11 protein-coding genes are annotated in these 18,829 nt (G+C 46.6%); all 11 read left to right on the top strand.

The features are described 5' to 3' along the window. The first annotated feature begins 45 nt into the window (after positions 1–45). The 11 genes from AC5FX4_RS23680 (at position 46) to AC5FX4_RS23630 (ending at position 18,825) form a co-directional block, all read left to right on the top strand. The gene (locus AC5FX4_RS23680) at positions 46–8,208 is read left to right on the top strand and encodes a hypothetical protein (protein ID WP_493608895.1); all 8,163 of its coding nucleotides are present in this window, start codon (positions 46–48) and stop codon (positions 8,206–8,208) included. A gap of 82 nt (positions 8,209–8,290) precedes the next feature. Then, a complete protein-coding gene (locus AC5FX4_RS23675; RefSeq protein WP_493608894.1) occupies positions 8,291–8,755 on the top strand; it encodes a hypothetical protein in 465 nt (154 codons plus the stop codon). 55 nt (positions 8,756–8,810) lie between these two features. Continuing rightward, a complete protein-coding gene (locus tag AC5FX4_RS23670; protein WP_493608893.1) occupies positions 8,811–9,281 on the top strand; it encodes a hypothetical protein in 471 nt (156 codons plus the stop codon). Continuing rightward, positions 9,274–9,960 (top strand): hypothetical protein, encoded by a 687-nt coding sequence (locus AC5FX4_RS23665; protein WP_493608892.1) that lies wholly within the window; start codon positions 9,274–9,276, stop codon positions 9,958–9,960. The genes AC5FX4_RS23670 and AC5FX4_RS23665 overlap by 8 nt, the downstream gene beginning before the upstream one ends. Positions 9,961–10,164: 204 nt before the next feature. After that, positions 10,165–10,350, top strand: a complete 186-nt coding sequence (locus AC5FX4_RS23660) for a hypothetical protein (protein WP_493608891.1) — start codon at positions 10,165–10,167, stop codon at positions 10,348–10,350. Positions 10,351–10,396: 46 nt separating this feature from the next. After that, positions 10,397–12,271 carry a phage tail sheath subtilisin-like domain-containing protein gene (locus AC5FX4_RS23655; RefSeq protein WP_493608890.1) on the top strand — a complete coding sequence of 625 codons (1,875 nt, stop codon included), beginning with the start codon at positions 10,397–10,399 and terminating at the stop codon, positions 12,269–12,271. 60 nt (positions 12,272–12,331) lie between these two features. Further along, positions 12,332–12,862, top strand: coding sequence for a hypothetical protein (locus AC5FX4_RS23650; protein ID WP_125251890.1), 531 nt, complete (start codon positions 12,332–12,334; stop codon positions 12,860–12,862). A gap of 147 nt (positions 12,863–13,009) precedes the next feature. Beyond that, the gene (locus AC5FX4_RS23645; RefSeq protein ID WP_493608889.1) at positions 13,010–13,516 is read left to right on the top strand and encodes a hypothetical protein; all 507 of its coding nucleotides are present in this window, start codon (positions 13,010–13,012) and stop codon (positions 13,514–13,516) included. Between the two features lie 88 nt (positions 13,517–13,604). Then, positions 13,605–13,832, top strand: coding sequence for a hypothetical protein (locus AC5FX4_RS23640; RefSeq protein ID WP_493608888.1), 228 nt, complete (start codon positions 13,605–13,607; stop codon positions 13,830–13,832). A 77-nt stretch (positions 13,833–13,909) separates the two neighbouring features. Further along, a complete protein-coding gene (locus tag AC5FX4_RS23635; RefSeq protein ID WP_493608887.1) occupies positions 13,910–14,674 on the top strand; it encodes a T4 family baseplate hub assembly chaperone in 765 nt (254 codons plus the stop codon). Between the two features lie 125 nt (positions 14,675–14,799). Continuing rightward, the gene (locus AC5FX4_RS23630) at positions 14,800–18,825 is read left to right on the top strand and encodes a hypothetical protein (protein ID WP_493608886.1); all 4,026 of its coding nucleotides are present in this window, start codon (positions 14,800–14,802) and stop codon (positions 18,823–18,825) included. Positions 18,826–18,829 lie beyond the last annotated feature (4 nt).

Genomic DNA, 18,829 nt, shown 5'->3' with positions numbered 1-18,829 from the left:
GACATTATTTGGGCGGATGGTCTAATTTGGCTGGTCGGCCCGGACATGTTCCACATTGAGATACAGCAAGTTTTATCGCGTGAAGAAGGCTTACTTGAACTCGTCCCCTATCGCAGCGTACCAGGGTTGCCCGGTATTCGTCACCTGGTGTGGTTATCTCAGGCTCAGTCTGTCGCAGCGGTCAGTGCCACCACATTATACTTCGTTTCATTTGAGGAACTTGAAGTACAAAGTGTGCCACTTCCTACAAGTGTACAGCATGTTGGCGGGCACGCTTCATTGCTCGTATTTACCGAAGTTCACTCAGGTGACGCGCTAGTATTAGATTTGGTTGATGCTGACATCACGCCGTTACCTATCTACGGCGCAACCAACATATGTACCGATCCAATCATCCATACCAAAACAGCTTGGCATCGACGCCACCATGGTGACTACATTGTTTCACTGCTAGACATTCAAGAACCCGGTAATCAAGAAGTCACTTCCCTTGTACAAAGCATTGAAAAAGAAGCTGGTGCAATACCCAATAACCAACCTGAGTTGCTCGTTAACTTACAAGAAAAGGCCGACTATTTTAGCTTAAGCGCACAACAACATTGCCAAGAAGAAGACATTTATACCAGCGAGTATTTTTCATTACGCGGCGATGGTGACCCACTCCTTGTGCTTGTTGAAGGTGGCGAACTTGCTGTAGATGAAGATGGATCACGCCGACTCACCAACGCCGCTTGGATCACCGATCAGCAATTGGCTGTCACCCACCTGTTCAACAAGCGCTCTGGACTACATCACCGAGTGAGTATCAAAGTATACGAACCGTTTGTTTCCACTGAACGCTATGTTGAGTTATCTAAGGGTGAGTTTACGGGAATGCAGTGGTTACCAGCGCAAGGCTTGCTGAAGCTTAAGGACCCGACTTATGCTGAGGGCTATTATGTTGGCAAGTATGTTTCTGAAATTTATCCGTTGCCTGCACTGACCTTGATTGAAGGTGCTGAGGTTATTTTAAACGGTACAATCCCGAGTAACACGTCCGTCACGTTTGAATTTAGAGTAAGCTACTCCATCGATGAGTACGCACATGATCAGTACGGTGAGTGGTCAACCAATTTGCAAGCCCCCCCCGTAGGTGCTCAAATCAAAGGTGTTCAATTTCGTGTTTTTGCTACGACAACAGACACGAATACAACGCCACTGATCAAAGGGTTTCAGCTACAAAGTACCCAACACGCATTGCTCAGTATTGGTTATTGGGATCTACATAGAGCGAGATCTCAAAAGTTTTTACAATCTCCCGCCACAACCCAAGGCTCACTAGATTTAACGTCCAATGCGCAATGCGTTAGTGTCCAGCCCAGCCCTTTAAGAACATATACTAACGATGATGATAGTCAGGGCGTGAGTGCACAGACCCACACTTACACATTGGGGGAACAGCTCAAAGTACAATGGCAAAACGCACACTATGTTCTGCGCCGCACCTCAGCGAGCTACCAGCAGGGGCATACTCGATATAGGATGAGTCCAACTCATCAGCAGTGGGCTGCGGCCAAATTCCATTTACAAACTTGGCTCAGCCGCGTTAATAACGTTAATCGCAGCCGCCTGCATCCGCAAAGCGCCTATTATGGCCCTAAAATCAGCATGATGAGTGAATGGTCACGCCAAGCGCACTCAAACGTTCTATCAGCCTCTGGCTTATTTAGCACTAACGCTGCACCACAACAGCGTATATTTAGTCCTCATGCTCACTCTTCATTCGAAGTCAGTTCAACTTATACCAAAGATTGGCATTATCGACTGGCGCTAGGCAGTGTTCAACGTTATTTAGGACTGCGACGTTTTGCCGCAAAAAAAATTGGCAAAAGTCACGCTTGGTCAGTATTTAGCAACTCCATTTCTTTATCGAGTGACAAGACGCAAGGGATCGGCTACCCGTCACAAGCGAGCGGCTCGCCACAAACGAGGGCATTCTCCTCGCAAGAAGGTATCACCCCAAGGGTCAGTGATGGTATGCAGCCTATGCGGTTAAAGCTGCCATTATTTGGTACGCAACAGGTTGAGAGTATCAGTATGTATGCCCACAACGGTGTGCTGGGTTACGATAATGAGCATTATCAGACTAACACCACAGTTAATGCATCCATTGCTTATGACACTTTAACATCACTGACTTTAGATAGTACCAAGGGCGTAGGGCAAGCCAACTCTCAACGCGCCACATCGCAAAGTACGCTCACAGTGGATGATGTACTGACAGGATCGGCACCTAGCCTTGAGCACTATCTAGTCGCCAGCCAAATTTATTCATGGGCCGCAAAGTTGCCTTTCAGACAACCCGATGAGGCAAGGCGTTTTAGACGGAGTATCTGGGCCATTCGCCATGCCGTTGATAACTGGAAGGCCCAGCCCGTAGAAGGGCAGCGTACATTAAGCGTTGATAATATAAACGCGCTGGAACTGAAGCAGTTAAGTGCCTCTTTGGGTACTGATTTAACCGCACACAGAGCTAAACCACAAAGCCCGCGCTTGTGTGGTTCGGTAAAATTAAGGCTACTATCTAACAGCAATTTTGGCACTAACGCCATGACGAGTTACCCGATACAAAGTTATCATGCCTCAAAGCCTGAGATGATGAACTTCAGTATTGTCACTGGTCTAAAATCAGCCAGTAATGATCAACTAGTCGCGCTATTAAGCCAACCGAACCAACGTGTGAACGTGGCGCAAACGCTCAGTTTTATTATGGAGTCGAGTACTCGCATTCAGCGTTTATACGAGGCGATTCAATATGCAATTAGCTGGCTGGCACTACACCCTTCCGGTTATAAAATGGAATATTCGGCGACAGGCGCTCATTCTGGTCCACTTGCTGACGCCATGAATGCGCATCTAGTGAGCATGTCTAAAAGTGAGGCACCTGACGTGCCATCAACTCCTGCTCACACCAAACAACTAGAAGGGGGGACTTCACAAGCCCACCTTGTACAACCCCATAATACTTTGGGTCAGATCAGCTATCGCAAAACGCATGGACAGGACACATCCTCACCTGCACTCATCAATTACCATTTGAGCGGCCAGCATTATTTACTTGGTCGTGCGATTTACGATGTGCTGTCAAATTGGATAGGAAAAGAGAGCGGCGGTCGGATCCAATTTATAAAAGGCGTATTGTCACCCTCACATACCTCGGATACCTACGCCGTTGTTGATAAACTAAACAAATTTGTGGCCCAGTTGCTCAAACAAACAGCAGCACAACAAAGTGCCCAAGTTGCCGACGTGATCAAATATTTCATTGCCTCATTTTTAAATGAAAACCTATCGCAAAAAGCAGAATTTGCAGTTGAGCCACAATCATCATTGGCAGCGCTCGCCAAAGCTATTTTTAATACGAGCGTCAGTAACGCCTATTCGGACGATATGGGTTCTGCCATCTACAATACGCAGCATGCAATTCAGACCATCGCTTTGCGTATTTTGCTAAAACAAACAGCTGATTATCAAAAATTGGCGTTTACACAAATGCGAGATCAGTTCAGACAATCCCTCGCAGCACCTGTCTACCAACGCTATCGATACATGGGACTAAGTACGGATAAACGTAATATTCACTACACAACCAGTGTCGTTTCTAAAATACAGGTCTCTGCGCCCCGCTATTTGAAAAAAGCCAACACCAGTAGACTTATTAACGTGATTGCTAAATCTTTCTTAAATGGTCCTTTATGGACGAATAGCATTACCATGTCACCCGACAGCGCATTTAGCAGCGGCGAAAATACGCTGTCTGACATACAGTACAATGTCGCTCAATACCGCGCGACACCGCGTGCACTGCAAAGCTTGTCTGTCACGGCTAAAGGTTGGCAGTCGCGTGTACATGACCAAGCCGCTTTTTGGATGGCAAAACAAATCAAGCATATTCCCGTGTCGGTGTTAATGGGCGAGTCGCCCGCAAATTCGCACGCCACGAACGACTTGATGAGCTACCGTTTCTCAAAGCTTGGTATCACACTGGGGGAACTCATTCAAAGTACGCCGCAAAAAGCGCACAATTTAACCCTGTTTTCGGTTAACTTTTTAAACAATCAGCAAGGACATGCCTATCAAAATCGAGGCTTCACTGGTCTATCTCAGTTGCCTTGGCTCGCCGCTGGTAAAATAGTGGGCGTACGCGCTGCTGACAACGCGACACTTCGAACAATCAACGTTACAGCAAACGACAACTTGCGCTTTTGGTGTTCGCGCTTAGAGGCTGCCGATAATCAACAGCGAACCTCAGCTCAACAGCACATTCAACATGTAAACAACACAAGTTTCTCAAGTACTGAGGCCAGCGCAAAAACAGTGCATTGGGTTTTTAAACAATGGATAGAACAGCAATTCACGGCACGTATCGCTTATCGTGACGTGGCGGTTCATGACGGCTACTACACACAATCACCAAGCTTTCAATTTCAGCTTAACAACCAAATAGAAGCAACACCATGGCGAAACTTGTCTATCAATATGCTCAACGCCGCGCCCTCACGCTGGTTGAGTGGACCACACCGACTCAGTGATAAAATATATGCGGCCATCGATAAAACCATTGCTCAACAAATCAATGTGGCCTTCACGAGTCTCAATAGCAACAATGCACTTGAGCTGCTCATCGTTACCGTCACAGCTTTAAATAAGTTTGTGCAGGGACTTGGCCATTATTCAAAGTTCGCATCTTTGGAGTCGGCAAAACTCTCTGCCATACAGTCTAAAATTAATAAAAGTATGGTCGTGCTGTGTGCCGACAATGTTAAATATGAGCGTTTATATCACGCGCAGCAGCGCTTAAGTACCGTGTATAACAAAGCACTCAAAGCGCTCTCACCCACAGGCCACGACACGCAGTTTTTGCATCAGTCAAACGCCAAACTTATTGTAAAAATGGTAGAAGCAAGCGTGATTAATTATGCCCACCATTTGATCCGTGCGGCAGGTCAAACACATCGGCCAACCAATTTGCTCAACGCAGTCGACGTAATAAAGAACTGGCAGCAACAGCTTGCTGTTAAGCAAACCAATAGCATCGTGTCGACTCAAGAAATTAAACTAGTCAACGCAGTATATGAGGTTATTCAACCGCTGATTGCTTTACCAAAAGCCGTTTTTTCCATCACCGGTGGGCTGCAAGCCGATGCGCTACAACTGATCAACTTTTCTTTACAAGAATCGTTTAAAATGCAACCAATCAAGTCGATATTGGCCAAGCATTTGCCGAACACTTTAGTCATGCAAAATAAAGCCTTGTCGAAACACGCCTCCTCCGCAGTTGAATTATCAGGCTATATGTATGTCGATTCACCGAATCAGCACATGCAATTGAAATTTATGCCAGGCACGTGGGTCAGAAATCATTTTGTCTTCAAACAAGCCAACTTACTGAAACAAGCTGGCCACAAAGTGCACATACCGGCTAAGATCAAATGGCATGTAGAATCGGGTTACAGTCAACAAAATCAGCTCGAATTGGCAGCTTATTTGCAGTATCAACCCTGGTCGAAGCGCTTCAATGCCCTTAATTTTAAGCCTTTGGTTAATAAAGCCAATCACCTTTTACAACGTGTGACCATATACCGCGAGGCAGGAAAGCGTGTCGTACTTTCTGAAAAGCCAAAGTACTGGATGCCCAAGCCGCGCTATATTTTCCCGTATGGTTTGCCTGATTTTCTGCAAGACTTTGGACCTTTTTCTCCCGGGCTGCATTTGTCACAACACCAGTATGTTCAAGAGCTGCCAAAGCAAGACACGGCAACCGTGAAAACTCAAAAAGATGCAGGAATATACTCCTTTGGTTTAGAGCACATGCAACAGCGTGTAGTGCGCGACGAGCAAACCGCGCGCGGAGTACGCCTGAGCTTTGAGCGCAGTTATGCACCGTTTTCTCCAGATCTGCAATTATTTGTTAAAAACTTCAAGCAAATGGAGCAAGCGCAAAAAACCATTCGCCGAGCAATTAGCCGAAATGCTGAGCAGTTCTCATTCGGTTATAGCCGCATAAATATGCATTATGTGCAAAACCGATTAGCACATGAACACACTGAGCGCCTATTTAGGCAAACAGTCACCGATACCAGATTACTGATTGGCGCACCAAGCTGGTTGCGTGGCACAACGCATTCTCAAGCCTTTAACAGCGACAATATTGCATGGCGTCAAACAGGTCTAGGGTTAGGAAAACTGACGGTGGATAAATGGGTCAATACGCGCTTATCCAATGCGACCACTCGCCTTAGCTACGATCTGGCAACACCGTTGAGTGCGCATGGCCTAACCAATGTGTACCGCGCCCCTCGCAGCAGCGATATCGTATTTGCCAACGATAAAACAACGCGGGCATGGCAAACGTATGGCACGGGCGTGACACGCTCTATCAAACATAGTGTGAACCAGCCAGCAGTTAAACGTGTTGCATTCAAAGGGACTCTGGCCAATCCACACACACAAACGATACAATGGGAAAAACTCGAGGCGTTAAAAACCTCGGCAAATATCCCGGTGTTAGTGAACTTAAAAACCACTCCTTTGAGCCATGAAATTACGCAATTGCTTAAATTACACGTCACCGACGTTCACACCACCAAACAGTCTATTTCTTTGGCTAAAACGCACCATGCAATGCGTTCACCAGAGATCTCGTATCAGCTCATTACCCCAAGCGATGTCCCGTTAGGTAAAGTGGCACAGTCGCCTTACAAATTGCTAAAACAAAGCATGCCAGACAGCGTATTTGTTGCCATGCGTCATGCAAAGGGATTTGACCTATACGGCACCGTTGACCTCGGTAAGCGTACCTTTAGTGCGCCAATTCCGATCAAAATTAAGGAAATGGACAGATTAAAAGCGGATACAGTTAGCCATTATGCGCTAAAAATTAACACTATATTGCGAGATTCGCTGTACGCGCTTGCCAACAAATTGGATTATGATCGCCTGTCGCCTGATAGTTGCATTCAAACCTTAATGCAGTGCACGGCGGAACTCACGGCCGTTGCTATCGACCATTGGCAAATGCGACAAACAACGCCTACCGTCAGTACTAAGCTGCACAAGGAAATTATTGAGATCCTCGAAGACAACTGGTTTGCTGAGCAAAGCTTTACGCAATCATTTAATGCGCGAAGTCAACTGCACAACCAACATACTCAGGCGCAACCAACACACAGCATGCTGCTTAACCGCTTAGCACAAGCGATGGCACAATCCCCCACAGTGCGACATAACTATCGACAGCACTTATTGAGTGAAAGTACGCTGCTAAATGCCCTGATCCAAGCCAATCACATTGACAATATTGCTCAACATGCACTTGTGCAAGCTGGCCTATCAGCCTCCACTATTAACATGTTAATGGCGCAATCACGCCAAGGATTAGCTGAAAGATTAGCACTGCTTAAACAAAGTGCGCTAAATGAAATTGATGTTGAACGTATATACGACCAACAAATGCTCAGTGCTACCAAGCTCATGAACATACTCACCCAGTTTGGGGTCAGCACTGCACAATTGGAGTCGGCCTATAACCAATTACAGTCTCCTGTAGACGCTATCAGTCCAATCACAGCCAAATATGTGGCATACTCGAATTTGGTCGTAGCTGTGGGTGCCGCATTTGAGCAATATCTGGCATCTGATACCCATGCACTTATGTACTATCGCATGAACAAAGATCAAGCAGCCACCAGTCAACGTCAGTATCGTTTCATGACACAAAACTTGCCAGAAGTGCTCGATTTTTATCATCAAGCGCAGTCAACCCACAAGCAGCTAGACGCGCATTTCGCGGTAGATATGGCAACCATGCTCGATAGTATCGATCACTCAGCTTTACAGGCAAAGCCTTTCCATGAACGAGTAGACCTTAACTTGCCATTGAATTATCGCAGTGACGATTACCGCCGTTACAAAGCCGGTATTGTCGCGATTGATCTGATGCAATGGCTGCGTGATTTACGCACCGAATATCGAGAAGAACTCATCGCAAAAGTGCAAGCAGGAACCGCTCAAGGTGCGTACTCGCCCCGCGCTGCCATGCTTGATGCCGTCAGAAACATGGTGGTAGAGCCTATTTTATACCGCCATCCTAAAGATGGCTCTTGGATGTGGCGAGCCTATTCACCATCGGATACGCAGTACAATTACATTGTATGGGGTAGCCTATAAAAGGTGCCTCATGCAAGGTTCGGCGTATGGTAACGGCCACTGAGTACACTCCATACGCAAACACTTAAAAAAAGGGAAAAGTATGATCACAGCCTATGCCAATGTAGAGCCAAATAAGAGACCGGCTTATGTGCGCTTACATGGCCCGAAACAAACCCACATCGCGAGAAACCAAGAAACCTGGTTTAGTTTTTTCGACCACACAAAAGATACGCGCTTTACAAGTAGTGAAGTTTTGCACCGCACAATCGACTATTGGAGTTATGATTACCAACGCCAATATTATGACTTGCATTTCATTGACCAAAAAGAATTAGAGAAAGATTTTTCACAACGATACCATTGCAGCTTTGAAATACTGCGTTTGCCGGAGTTTGGCGTGCTCGAAGTCGCACCTTGGTTTCCTATGTATGATAAACTCATATATCGACCTGGTCGCGGCTACGAGGGGAAAGACTCCTTCTCTGTTCGTCCAATTGTCCCCAACCGAGGCTACACTGGGCATGGTTACACATTTCATCTATATGTGGGTAATCCATTCACCTAAATCATTAGTTATTGTACAATATGTAATGGTTTGATAACTGCAAAGAGACTTGTAAATGCTATATAGTAATATTGAAGCAGCCATCAGTCAGTGGAGTACCTCAATGTTCCCCACCCTGATCAATATGTTCGGTGTGGAGGTCAAGGTAAGTCGTCAGGTGCCCGTTGCGCCATCACAATCTGAGACACTTAATCCACAGTCTGCAATCGCCAGCGTTTACGGTGGCCATGCGGGGCCGATGTCAGCAAAACCTGACTCGCCTTTCGAATTAAAGGAATTTCACGCAAAAGTGATCCCCCCCGCGCGAGGCTGGGTGATCTCCGGCACACATACGTTGGGTGACACCAAAAAAGTGGAGGCCTTTGCTCAAGCGGATATCAAACCAGGCGACAAACTCACTTTTGAGCGTAGCGATGGCAAAATTTTTTCCTATAAAGTCAAACAGTCACTGACGCTGGGGGTAACACAATGCCTAATGAACAAACTGGCGTTATCGCCAATTGAAGCGGAGGAACTTCATGACTGATTCTCAGGCCCGTGTTGTCGCGACGCCGTCGCTGGCAATCTATTATCTGCTCAAAGAAATTGCTAATTACCTCCCTAATGTCAACGCGATATTCACGCCATCACTGGATTATAACGATGGTTTACGCGCTTTTCGTGCGGCCAATCAGAAAAAGCAACTGATTGACCCAACCGCACTGCCACTGCTGCTATTTAACCGCTCTACCATCACCAATAACGAAATATATGCAGGGCGCAGTGGTCACACATTACTGGCCAAAAAAACGAATTCTAACAACCAGCTCAATCCGCCAAATTGCCACATTGCCATAGATAAGTACCCAATGCTCTTCGGTGATATGACTTTTAAATTTATGTATATCACCTCTTCCATGGAAGAATTGGAGCGTTTTGAAATGCTCTATAGTGTTGCTGGCGGCTTACGCGATATAGGTACCGTTAATGTAGACATTCCTGATATCGGACAAATTGAATACAAGCTCACTTGGAGTGCATTGCAAGACTTTGCCATTGACGTTGGAGACAGTGCAACCAAATCAATTGGCGCAGAGGTCATCCTCAGAGGGCCATTCATAGTGTCAAAAAATGAAACATTGGCCTTGATCACCAATATATTTGCCTCTGGGGGCGTCAACCTCAACATCCTTTGTGAGCCCGATGAACCACTTGCAAACAATTAAATTGACGAATTATTTTAATCCAGTGATGACGAACGTTCTGTCACTGTTGTACAATTGGGACGTAACTTGCTATTTATTCTAAAGTTACACCCTATGAGACTATGAGCCTGTGAGATGAGCGCCTGTTATTCAGGTATTGAGACACCTAAACCAAGCTTACATCGGTAACTTGGGACTAATTTTAATGTCACATTAGGAGCAAACATGGCTTCAGTTAAATCTAAAACCGACAGTGCAGCAACGGAGCTTGCAACATTGGTGTCGACGCTAAACCACCCAGTCGTTATTTCTTATGACGGTGATGCGACAACACTACCGCCACGCGGACGTATCAACAACATCAACCCTAAAGCTTTAGGCGCATTGCCAAAAGGCGTTCGAGTAGGCTAAGCGTTTTAAAACGCAAGCTTCATTGAATTAGTAAAGGAGACGCATAATGTCATCTGCACAAGTCATTCTTAAAGAATTAAACTTATCTCAGCGTGTAGGTTCAGAAACCGGCATGTACGCCGCTATCTTATTACCACAAGCTGAAAGAGGTTCACTAGAACCGCAACTATGTACCAGTGAAAACACTTTTTTAAACCGTTACACGGTAGATGGTAAAGTAAAAATTGGTGCTGATAACGCACATTACTCTGCACTGACTTATCTTGGTGGCGCAGACAAGTTGTACATTCGTCGTGTACTAGGCGATGGTGCAAAGTTCGCAGCAACAGCCATTGGCGAAATGGGCTCTGAAACAGCGTCTAAGCCAATTGCAGACGGCTTCGAAGATTTCTTAGATATCAAAGCCACTTCACCACAGGCGTTTATTCTAACTGCAGCAGATCAAGGCACTTGGGGTAACCGATTGTCAGTGAAAGTTCACAACTATCGCACAGCAGAAAAAGTGGCTTTAAACACCGTGACTGATGATGGTGGCGACGAAGTACTTGATGGCAGCCTAGCTGTTGAGCAAGCTTGGTCTACAGGCTCTGTAGTACGTTTAGCGGTGATTAAACAAGCCGAAGGTGACGCATTACCAAGCGGCATTTCAGGTGATCGCGGTTACTACGTAAAAAGCGAAGAAAGCGGTAAGATCCGATTGGCAACTTCTGCACAAGCGTTAGCTGACGAGCAGTACGTGTCGTTCGCGGATGCGGGTCAAGGTGACATCGTGATGTCACTATTCTCGCCTGTGGCAACGACGCCAAACACATTCGTGCTAGAAGTATACCTTGATGATGGTGCAAACCCAGTTGAATCATTTACATGTGCCTTACGAGAAGATGCCGTTGATGGTTTCAACAAGAATATCTTCTTGGATAACGTACTTGAGCAATCTAACTACATTCGTGGTTTCGCAAATCCAAGTTATGCGGGTGAACCGGCTGATCACGTACTTACAGCGATTGGTTTTGCTGGCGGTGATTTAGGTGGCGCGGTAATGGCGGGCCACATGATGCAAGCGCTAAAAGAGTTCGAAAACTCTGATACTTACCCAATTAAGCTATTCATGGACGGTGGCTATGCGGTACCAAGCTATCAAAAAGCATTGCTTGCATTATGCGAAAAGCGTATGGATTGTTTCGCTTTCTTATCAACGCCTTACAGCGCTGAAGCAAGCAGCAACTACCTGAACGAAGTCGTTGACTACCGTAACCTCGTATTGAATGCGAATAGCTCATTTGGTGCAATTTACAGCTCACATGTTAAGATTTTCGACAAGTTTAACAACCGTGCTGTATTTGTCTCACCTGAAGCGTATGCGGCACTTGCTGTATCACGTACAGCAATGAACCAAGAAGCTTGGTATCCAGCTGCGGGTCTTAACCGTGGCGTGATCAAAGTACTCGATGTACGTCGCCGCTACGACAAAGGTGAAATGGACCGTCTATACGCTGCGGGCATTAACCCACTGCGTTTTGCAGCGGGTAAAGGCATTTTGATCTGGGGTCAAAAAACACTAAGCTCAATGCCTAGTGCACTTGACAGAATCAACGTTCGCATGATGTTGATCACCATCGAACCGGCTGTACGCGACGCGCTAGAGAACTTCTTGTTTGAATTAAACGACGAATCATCACGCGCTATCGCAAGTGCAATGGTGACTTCGTACATGAATGGCATCAAGGCACGTCGTGGCGTTTATGACTTCAAAGTCGTTTGTGACGACTCAAACAATACACCAGAAGACATCGACGCTGGTCGCATGAACTTATGGCTGTTTGTTAAACCGACCCGCAGTATTGAATATATTCCATTCACGACAGCGGTACTACCAACCGGTTTAGACTTTAGCCTAGCAGAACAGTTACTGGCTGCATAAGCGCCAGTCCATTTGATACTTTTGTAGGGTATTTGCCCTGCACCAATAAAGGAGGCCAATATGGCTGGTTTACAAATTGAACAGATCCGTAACTTAGACGACTTTGCTGTTCTGTATAAGTGGGATGTTTGGTTCACGCCCCCTCCGGCAGTTGCATTCGATCGTAACGATTTAAATGTAAGATGTTTATCAAGCTCGCTACCAACAAGCGCGGTGCAAAGCATTGATATTCAAATCCGCGGTCACCATATCAAACAAGCTGGTATTGTGGATGACGATCACACAATTAACCTCACGTTTGCTGAAACAGTCGATAATACAATTCACAACATGCTACACAATTGGCGTGAAGCATTGTGGGAAACAGGCATTGGTAAGCAGAAGAAACGCGCTGAATATCAATGTGATATGCTATTAACTCGCCTAAATAACCAAGATGAGCCTATTTGGACTTATAAGCTATTTGGTTGTTATTTAGAAAGCGTGGACTGGGGTGGTGAATTAGGTGGTGATACGTCAGATATCATGCGCCCGAGCCTAACCTTATCATACGACTACTTCAAAATGGGCGCAGGTGCTTCGGTACAGTAAGCAACCATGAAGTAATATTCGTGTGGCAACAAAAAAGGGTGGCGAGTGCGCCCCCTTTTTTTAACTTTGTACAATACCAAATTCATAACATTTTATTGTACAATAAAAACATCGACTCAATCGTCATGTAAATACGGAGACCGGTCTATGGCTGATTTTTCGATGGAATCAGTTCGTAATGTTGATTGGGCTAAAGACTACTTATGGGACTGCAGGCTCATAGATCGCAGTAACTCTGGGCCGGGACAGTTCACAAATTGGTTTCCAGCCACAACAGTCAATGAGAATTTAGCCACAACACAAAGCTTTACCTTTGAGGCTTATCTGTCATCTTACAGCGTGCCACAAAGCACCAGTGAGACAACAATAGATATTAGCTTTATTGATGACAGCGAGCACTCCATAAAACAATGGATAGCCGACTGGGTAAACAAAGATATTTTTGGTGAAGGTAAATTCGTACGCACCGCGCATGAATGTGTCCGTTATCTGCAAATTAGGATGTTGGACGCACAAAGAAAGCCGACCAAAGAGACGGTTTACATGGTAATACCAGATGGTGACTTAAACTTTTCAGGCACAAGCGAAAGCACCAGCCATGAAAACACGATAAGTTTCAAGGTACTTGGCATTTTAAGCCAAACAAGAAAATGATTGGTCATAGCCAAACACGTGCTCTGATCAAACTTTGCTTAAATTAGACACACCAACTTATGGTGTACAACCCGTAATGGAGATTCTCATGAGTGACTATCGCTTTATGATCGACACCCCGCATGGTCGTTTTAAAACGACAAACGAATATGCATATCAAGGATTAGTATTTAAGGGCCGCAATAAAGGCGCTCGCAGCGAAGTAATCTGGATGATGAGCAAAGAGACCGCTCAAAAAGAAGCAATCGCGCTCGCCAAGTTAGGTTTTCTTATTCAGGGTATCTATCCAGCAGTAGAGTATAGAACCAGTATTTAAGCACCCTATTGTCACAATAGAAAATTAGAAAATGCTGCCAATAAAAGGTGGCGAACTGAGACTGAGGTAATGACAAAATGAATGAATTACAACAAGCATTAGACAAAGACAACAACCTGCCAGACACGATGGTAAAAGTAGCGCAATTGCCTTCTCGCGGCTTAGCGTATCCTGCGGGAACAGAAATACATTACAAGCCATACACATTTGGTGAAGTTAAAATGTTCTCTCAAGCGCAAGGCACCATGTCTAGTGCAAAAAGCACCGAAAAAATCCTGAACGGTATTAGTGTGGAAGGGATGGAACGTGAAGACATCACGTTTTTCGATTTTTTATACATTGCCTTGTTACGTCGTTTGAGCACCATGAATGCCGTAGAGTTTAACTTAAACGTTGAATGCCCTCAGTGCCAACATAGTGTGCAACACCAATTTGGCTGGGAACATCTGCAATTTGAAGACTTAGCTGCCCCCAAATTGCCTGTTATTGCCGACTTATGCGGCATGACAGACGTTAAATTTAAACCACTCACGGTCGGTCAGTATTTAACACTCACTCGACGCAATGCGGATGAAGATCCTGTTGCTATCGCAGCTATGCAATCATCTCTTGATTACACACTGGCATATAATTTATTCAATAATGCCATTGGTGACGATGCAGCCACGCTGGACGATATCGACAAGTTTTTATATCACGACTTAAAACCGATGCCCCTTACCTGCACCAATACCGAATGCGGCTTCGCTTTTTCAGCATCTTTAGACGATGAGGCGGCCCTTATCAATCCCTTTCGCAAATCTGAACCAACTACTGGAAGTCGAGTTCGGTTTGGCGATTAAGCAGATATTGTCTCCCGTCGAGCTAGCTAAGTTCGATTTTGGTATGGCAATGCTGCTGCAACAACGGTTACGTAAATACTTAGACTCGGGCCAGTAGACCGAGTCATTACATTTTGGAGACTCGTATGGCTAACATCGCTATGCGCTACCTTGACAAATTACGTAAGTCAAACGCGCTAAGCCTCCCTAAATTGGGTGACGTCACTATTATCAACCACATACAGCCAAGCAGTACGCGAGTTTCCGACCCGCTCAAAGCTGCGCCTCTCGATTTCGCGATGCTGACAAAACGCTTGCTGATGGCGTTCGCACGATTCGACAGCACGCCAATCAATACGAGGCAGGTGAATAAACCTAATACCAACGCACAACCAAACCAAAGCTTACGGGCACTGCCCAAAAATACCGCGACCGGTTTGATCAATGCCGTTGTTAGAGGCCTCGTTGTGCAATTACAGGCGCTGAATGTTGATGAGCCAAAAACCAGTCAACATAGCAGCGAACAGCCTCTCCAGCCGTCTTCTCATGGACTGAACGTAGACAAGCTACTCGCAGGACAAGATCTATCTATTGAGGCATTGCGCGCCACAATCAAGGTGCTGGGGCCAATGATCAAAGCCTTTAACACCAAGCAACAAAGCGACACTCCAGTTTTAGTGCAAGACATCGCCAAGCAATACAGTACACAGTTACAGCTCAGTAAGGATGAAAGCCAACGAGCGCTATGTCACTCGGCCCTCGATTTACTGTCGCAAAGTGCCGCCACTGTTCATGCCCAGCTCAATGTACTGACTCACATGGATAGTACGCTCACAGAGCTGACTGAGCACATAAAAACACAGGATGAGAAGCAGCAAAAGCAGTCTCAACAATCCCGTGCATTGAAAGGTAGCAGATCGAGCTCAGAGACTGGCAGTAAAGAAGAAAAATCAGACACCCCAAAGGACAAGCCTAGCTTATTCAACATCGACAAAAAAGAGCTGTTTAAGGTTGCACTTGGCACGATTGGGCTTGACGACTTGCCAGACATTGTCAATTTTGACGCACTTTTTGCCGGTAAAAAAGGCGAGCCACAAGCCACAGACGCAACTTCTCAGCCGCAGCCAGACCACAGCCCCGCAAGTGTTGCACAGCGCGCGTCACAAACCGCTGTTAAGCTTGCGCCAACTGACACTGGCGTAACACACAGCCATAGCAGCAGTGCCGTGATCTCGGCTAAAACGGCGATCATTCACTTAGGCGCTGAGCAATCGACATCTCATCAGTCGGCACTGACACAACCAAGCCAAAATAAAAACACGCAAACATCCAATTCGGTGATACAAAGTCGCTCACTGGTGCCTGTAAGCACGGCGGCAACGGATAAAGCCGCGCCACCGCCAGAGGATAAAACACGAGAGTTACTGAATGCAGCGGTACGTAGTCTAGGCACGCAACTGCAAGCGGTTGCAAAAGCGAGCGGACAAAAATCCCCCGCGCTCACATCGGAAAATATGCGTGCACTATGCAAAGGGCAAAGTTTAGACACGCACGCTCTACGTCAATTGCTGACTGATTTTACCCCTTTGGTTGGCTCATTTAATCAGCAACAAAAAAGCGCTAAACCCATTACGCAATCGCGCATGCTAGCTAGCTACAAAGAGATGCAAGCTGATGCGCCAAAACCACAACATGCGTTGTTACAAACACTCATCAAACAAACCACCGTACCGCGCACCCGTGGGCAAAAAAACCCGCGCCCAGTGGCAAAACTTGATATTTTAAGTACGTTACAAGATGTCTTTGCACAACAGCAAACACACAAAGTAAAAGCGAATAAACCAACCTCAAAGTCGCAACATGAACCCCAAACTAATCGCGAGGCTTCAAGTAATAGCGCAAAGCGCCAGTCTATTTTTAAAATCGACAAGCAAGAATGGTTAAAAGTCGCGCTCGGTACACTGGGCCTTGATGACCTACCGAATATACTCGACCTCAATGCGTTATTCAGTAGCGGGAACCCTAAGGCATCTAAACAAGATAAACTTGCCACCAAGCCGCAAAGCAAGAGTCTGGCTAAGCGCGTTACAGATTCAGTAACAGGCGTTACCGCAACGAGACGACCTTCTGGCAACAAGACCAAGTCCGCCAAGGGTCGAAAAGCGGCTGCATCATCGTTTGGTCGCGTCGGTGCCACCGCGCTTCTGGGCGGGATAGGAGTGAACGACATTGCAACCAGTACGTCGGTCTCTACAGAACATGTGGCAACACCCAAAACCATGCACCTGAACAATGCCCACATCACCATGGGTCAAGGTAGCAAGTTAATTATTCAAGGTGCCAATGACACCTCGGCGGCGAACAAAAATACCGGCCAGACAAAGCAACACACAGAGATTGGTGACCGTACACATGCCCAGAGCAAGCAGCAAAAAGCAAAGCAAGCACGCACACCGCGCAAGGGCAGGCTAACACACCAAAAACGCGCGCGTCGGGCCAAGCCGCTCGCACGTAACGTAAAGGCCAATCGCACCAATAAAGCAACGTCTCCAGCACAGACCTTAGTCAAGCTTGCAACTGAGTATTTATCGCCTCATGTAACCCCAGCAACCCAGCCGAGTCACCGCTCCGCTGGTAAACAACCAACTCCGCTGGGACGAATGATTTCGGTGTTCTCACCGGGTAACAACACACCTACTCACAAAGGTAGTGCAAGACCGCTTAGCAACAAACGACGTCCATTAGCAAACCCAACACGTGTGCCTAAAAAGACTGCTGTGGTAGCCAAGGTCGCAAACCTACTTGGCTCGTCATTAACCCGCGGTGTCACTGGTAACTCGGCCAGTCAAATGGGTCAACCTACGACTCGCGCGCAAGGTCAGCGCGGCAACGTCGCCAGTCGTATACTCAACCTAGGCATGTCGTTATTTGCACAGCAGAAGGAGTCGCTATCTGACCTAAATCAAACACTGCGGTTGTTTCAAGCCATGCTACCCAAGGGCAGCTCGGCAGATAGCCTACTAAACAATTTACTTGGCGAGCAAAGCAGCAAACGAGAGAGGCGCACCAATAGAAGACGTCCTCGCAATCGGAGCAACAATAAGCCAAGGACTAGAACCGTTAACCGTGTAGGTGCTGGCCGCACGCTTTTCTCGACACTGGCCAGAGGCGTAAGTTCGGCTGTGTCAGGCGTTGTATCATTAGCTGCAGGTGGCATGTCCGCTCTCAGTGGCTCTGACGATGTTGCCAACAAAAAAACCAATAAAGGGGCTGCCAAGTCTCATCTTGGGCGTCAAGCACAGGGGAACAACCGACCAATCAAAGCCCTATCCAACACAGGTAAATCAATTGCCAGTCGATTGCCATCGTTAAAAGGCTTAGGTCGAGCGGTGCTTGGTGGCGCTAGATTTGTACCAATAGCGGGCCAAGCTCTCACGGCCGGATTAGCCGTACTTGATGGCGCAGCAGGGTGGCAACGCGCAGGTGAAAACTTTGCATTACAAGCAAATGAAAAAGCCAGTACCGGTCAAAAAGTCGCGTCAGCGGCTGGCTCTATTTTATCTGGGATCTCATTTGGTCAGCTAGATGAAGGTAACACCGCTCGCACCTTGTACGATGTTGGCTCTAAAGTGGCTAATTTTGGCAGCAACCTGTTTTCGGGATTTTTCCCAGACGATAACCCTCAAAGCGCAGCGAAAAGCTCAGTATCACAACGAGGTAGCCTGCTCAAAACAGCAGCACTTCCGTTAACGATGATGGCACAACCGCATGCGCTGGCAGCCACCACCAATTCGTCTGCACAGGTGAGCGCAAAACAGCACATACCAACGCATACCTCGCGTGTTCACACGGCGGCCATGCATGAGCCAAGCAAAGAAAAAAACCAACAAACAGAAGGTACTAACATTGCATCTTCACTGCAAATAGATACCAAAACATCCATTGCGGAACCACTTAACGACCAAACACTACGCAAAGATACGCTTACACACGTGATCAACACGCAGGCCGCTGCGAAGAAAATGACAGCCAGTGCCAGCGCCAAGCCGGTGTCAGCATCACGCAAACCAATGCGGTTAAATCGCCCAGCAAGCAGTTCAACACCGGCTCAAAGCAGTTTTGGCGTAGATGACTATGGGATTGCGATTATGAACAGTATCTTATTCGATTAGAGGT

This window comes from Pseudoalteromonas sp. ATL1 (assembly GCF_058933015.1).
The sequence above is the reverse complement of the archived record's forward strand: the minus strand, read 5'-3'. Positions and strand labels throughout refer to the sequence as shown.

Excerpts from the sequence above, each read along its gene's own strand:
- AC5FX4_RS23650 (WP_125251890.1), top strand. The coding sequence starts at position 12,332 with ATGGCTGGTTTACAAATTGAACAGATCCGTAACTTAGACGACTTTGCT.
- AC5FX4_RS23655 (WP_493608890.1), top strand. The coding sequence starts at position 10,397 with ATGTCATCTGCACAAGTCATTCTTAAAGAATTAAACTTATCTCAGCGT.
- AC5FX4_RS23675 (WP_493608894.1), top strand. The coding sequence starts at position 8,291 with ATGATCACAGCCTATGCCAATGTAGAGCCAAATAAGAGACCGGCTTAT.
- AC5FX4_RS23660 (WP_493608891.1), top strand. The coding sequence starts at position 10,165 with ATGGCTTCAGTTAAATCTAAAACCGACAGTGCAGCAACGGAGCTTGCA.
- AC5FX4_RS23670 (WP_493608893.1), top strand. The coding sequence starts at position 8,811 with ATGCTATATAGTAATATTGAAGCAGCCATCAGTCAGTGGAGTACCTCA.
- AC5FX4_RS23630 (WP_493608886.1), top strand. The coding sequence starts at position 14,800 with ATGGCTAACATCGCTATGCGCTACCTTGACAAATTACGTAAGTCAAAC.
- AC5FX4_RS23665 (WP_493608892.1), top strand. The coding sequence starts at position 9,274 with ATGACTGATTCTCAGGCCCGTGTTGTCGCGACGCCGTCGCTGGCAATC.
- AC5FX4_RS23635 (WP_493608887.1), top strand. The coding sequence starts at position 13,910 with ATGAATGAATTACAACAAGCATTAGACAAAGACAACAACCTGCCAGAC.
- AC5FX4_RS23680 (WP_493608895.1), top strand. The coding sequence starts at position 46 with ATGTTCCACATTGAGATACAGCAAGTTTTATCGCGTGAAGAAGGCTTA.
- AC5FX4_RS23645 (WP_493608889.1), top strand. The coding sequence starts at position 13,010 with ATGGCTGATTTTTCGATGGAATCAGTTCGTAATGTTGATTGGGCTAAA.
- AC5FX4_RS23640 (WP_493608888.1), top strand. The coding sequence starts at position 13,605 with ATGAGTGACTATCGCTTTATGATCGACACCCCGCATGGTCGTTTTAAA.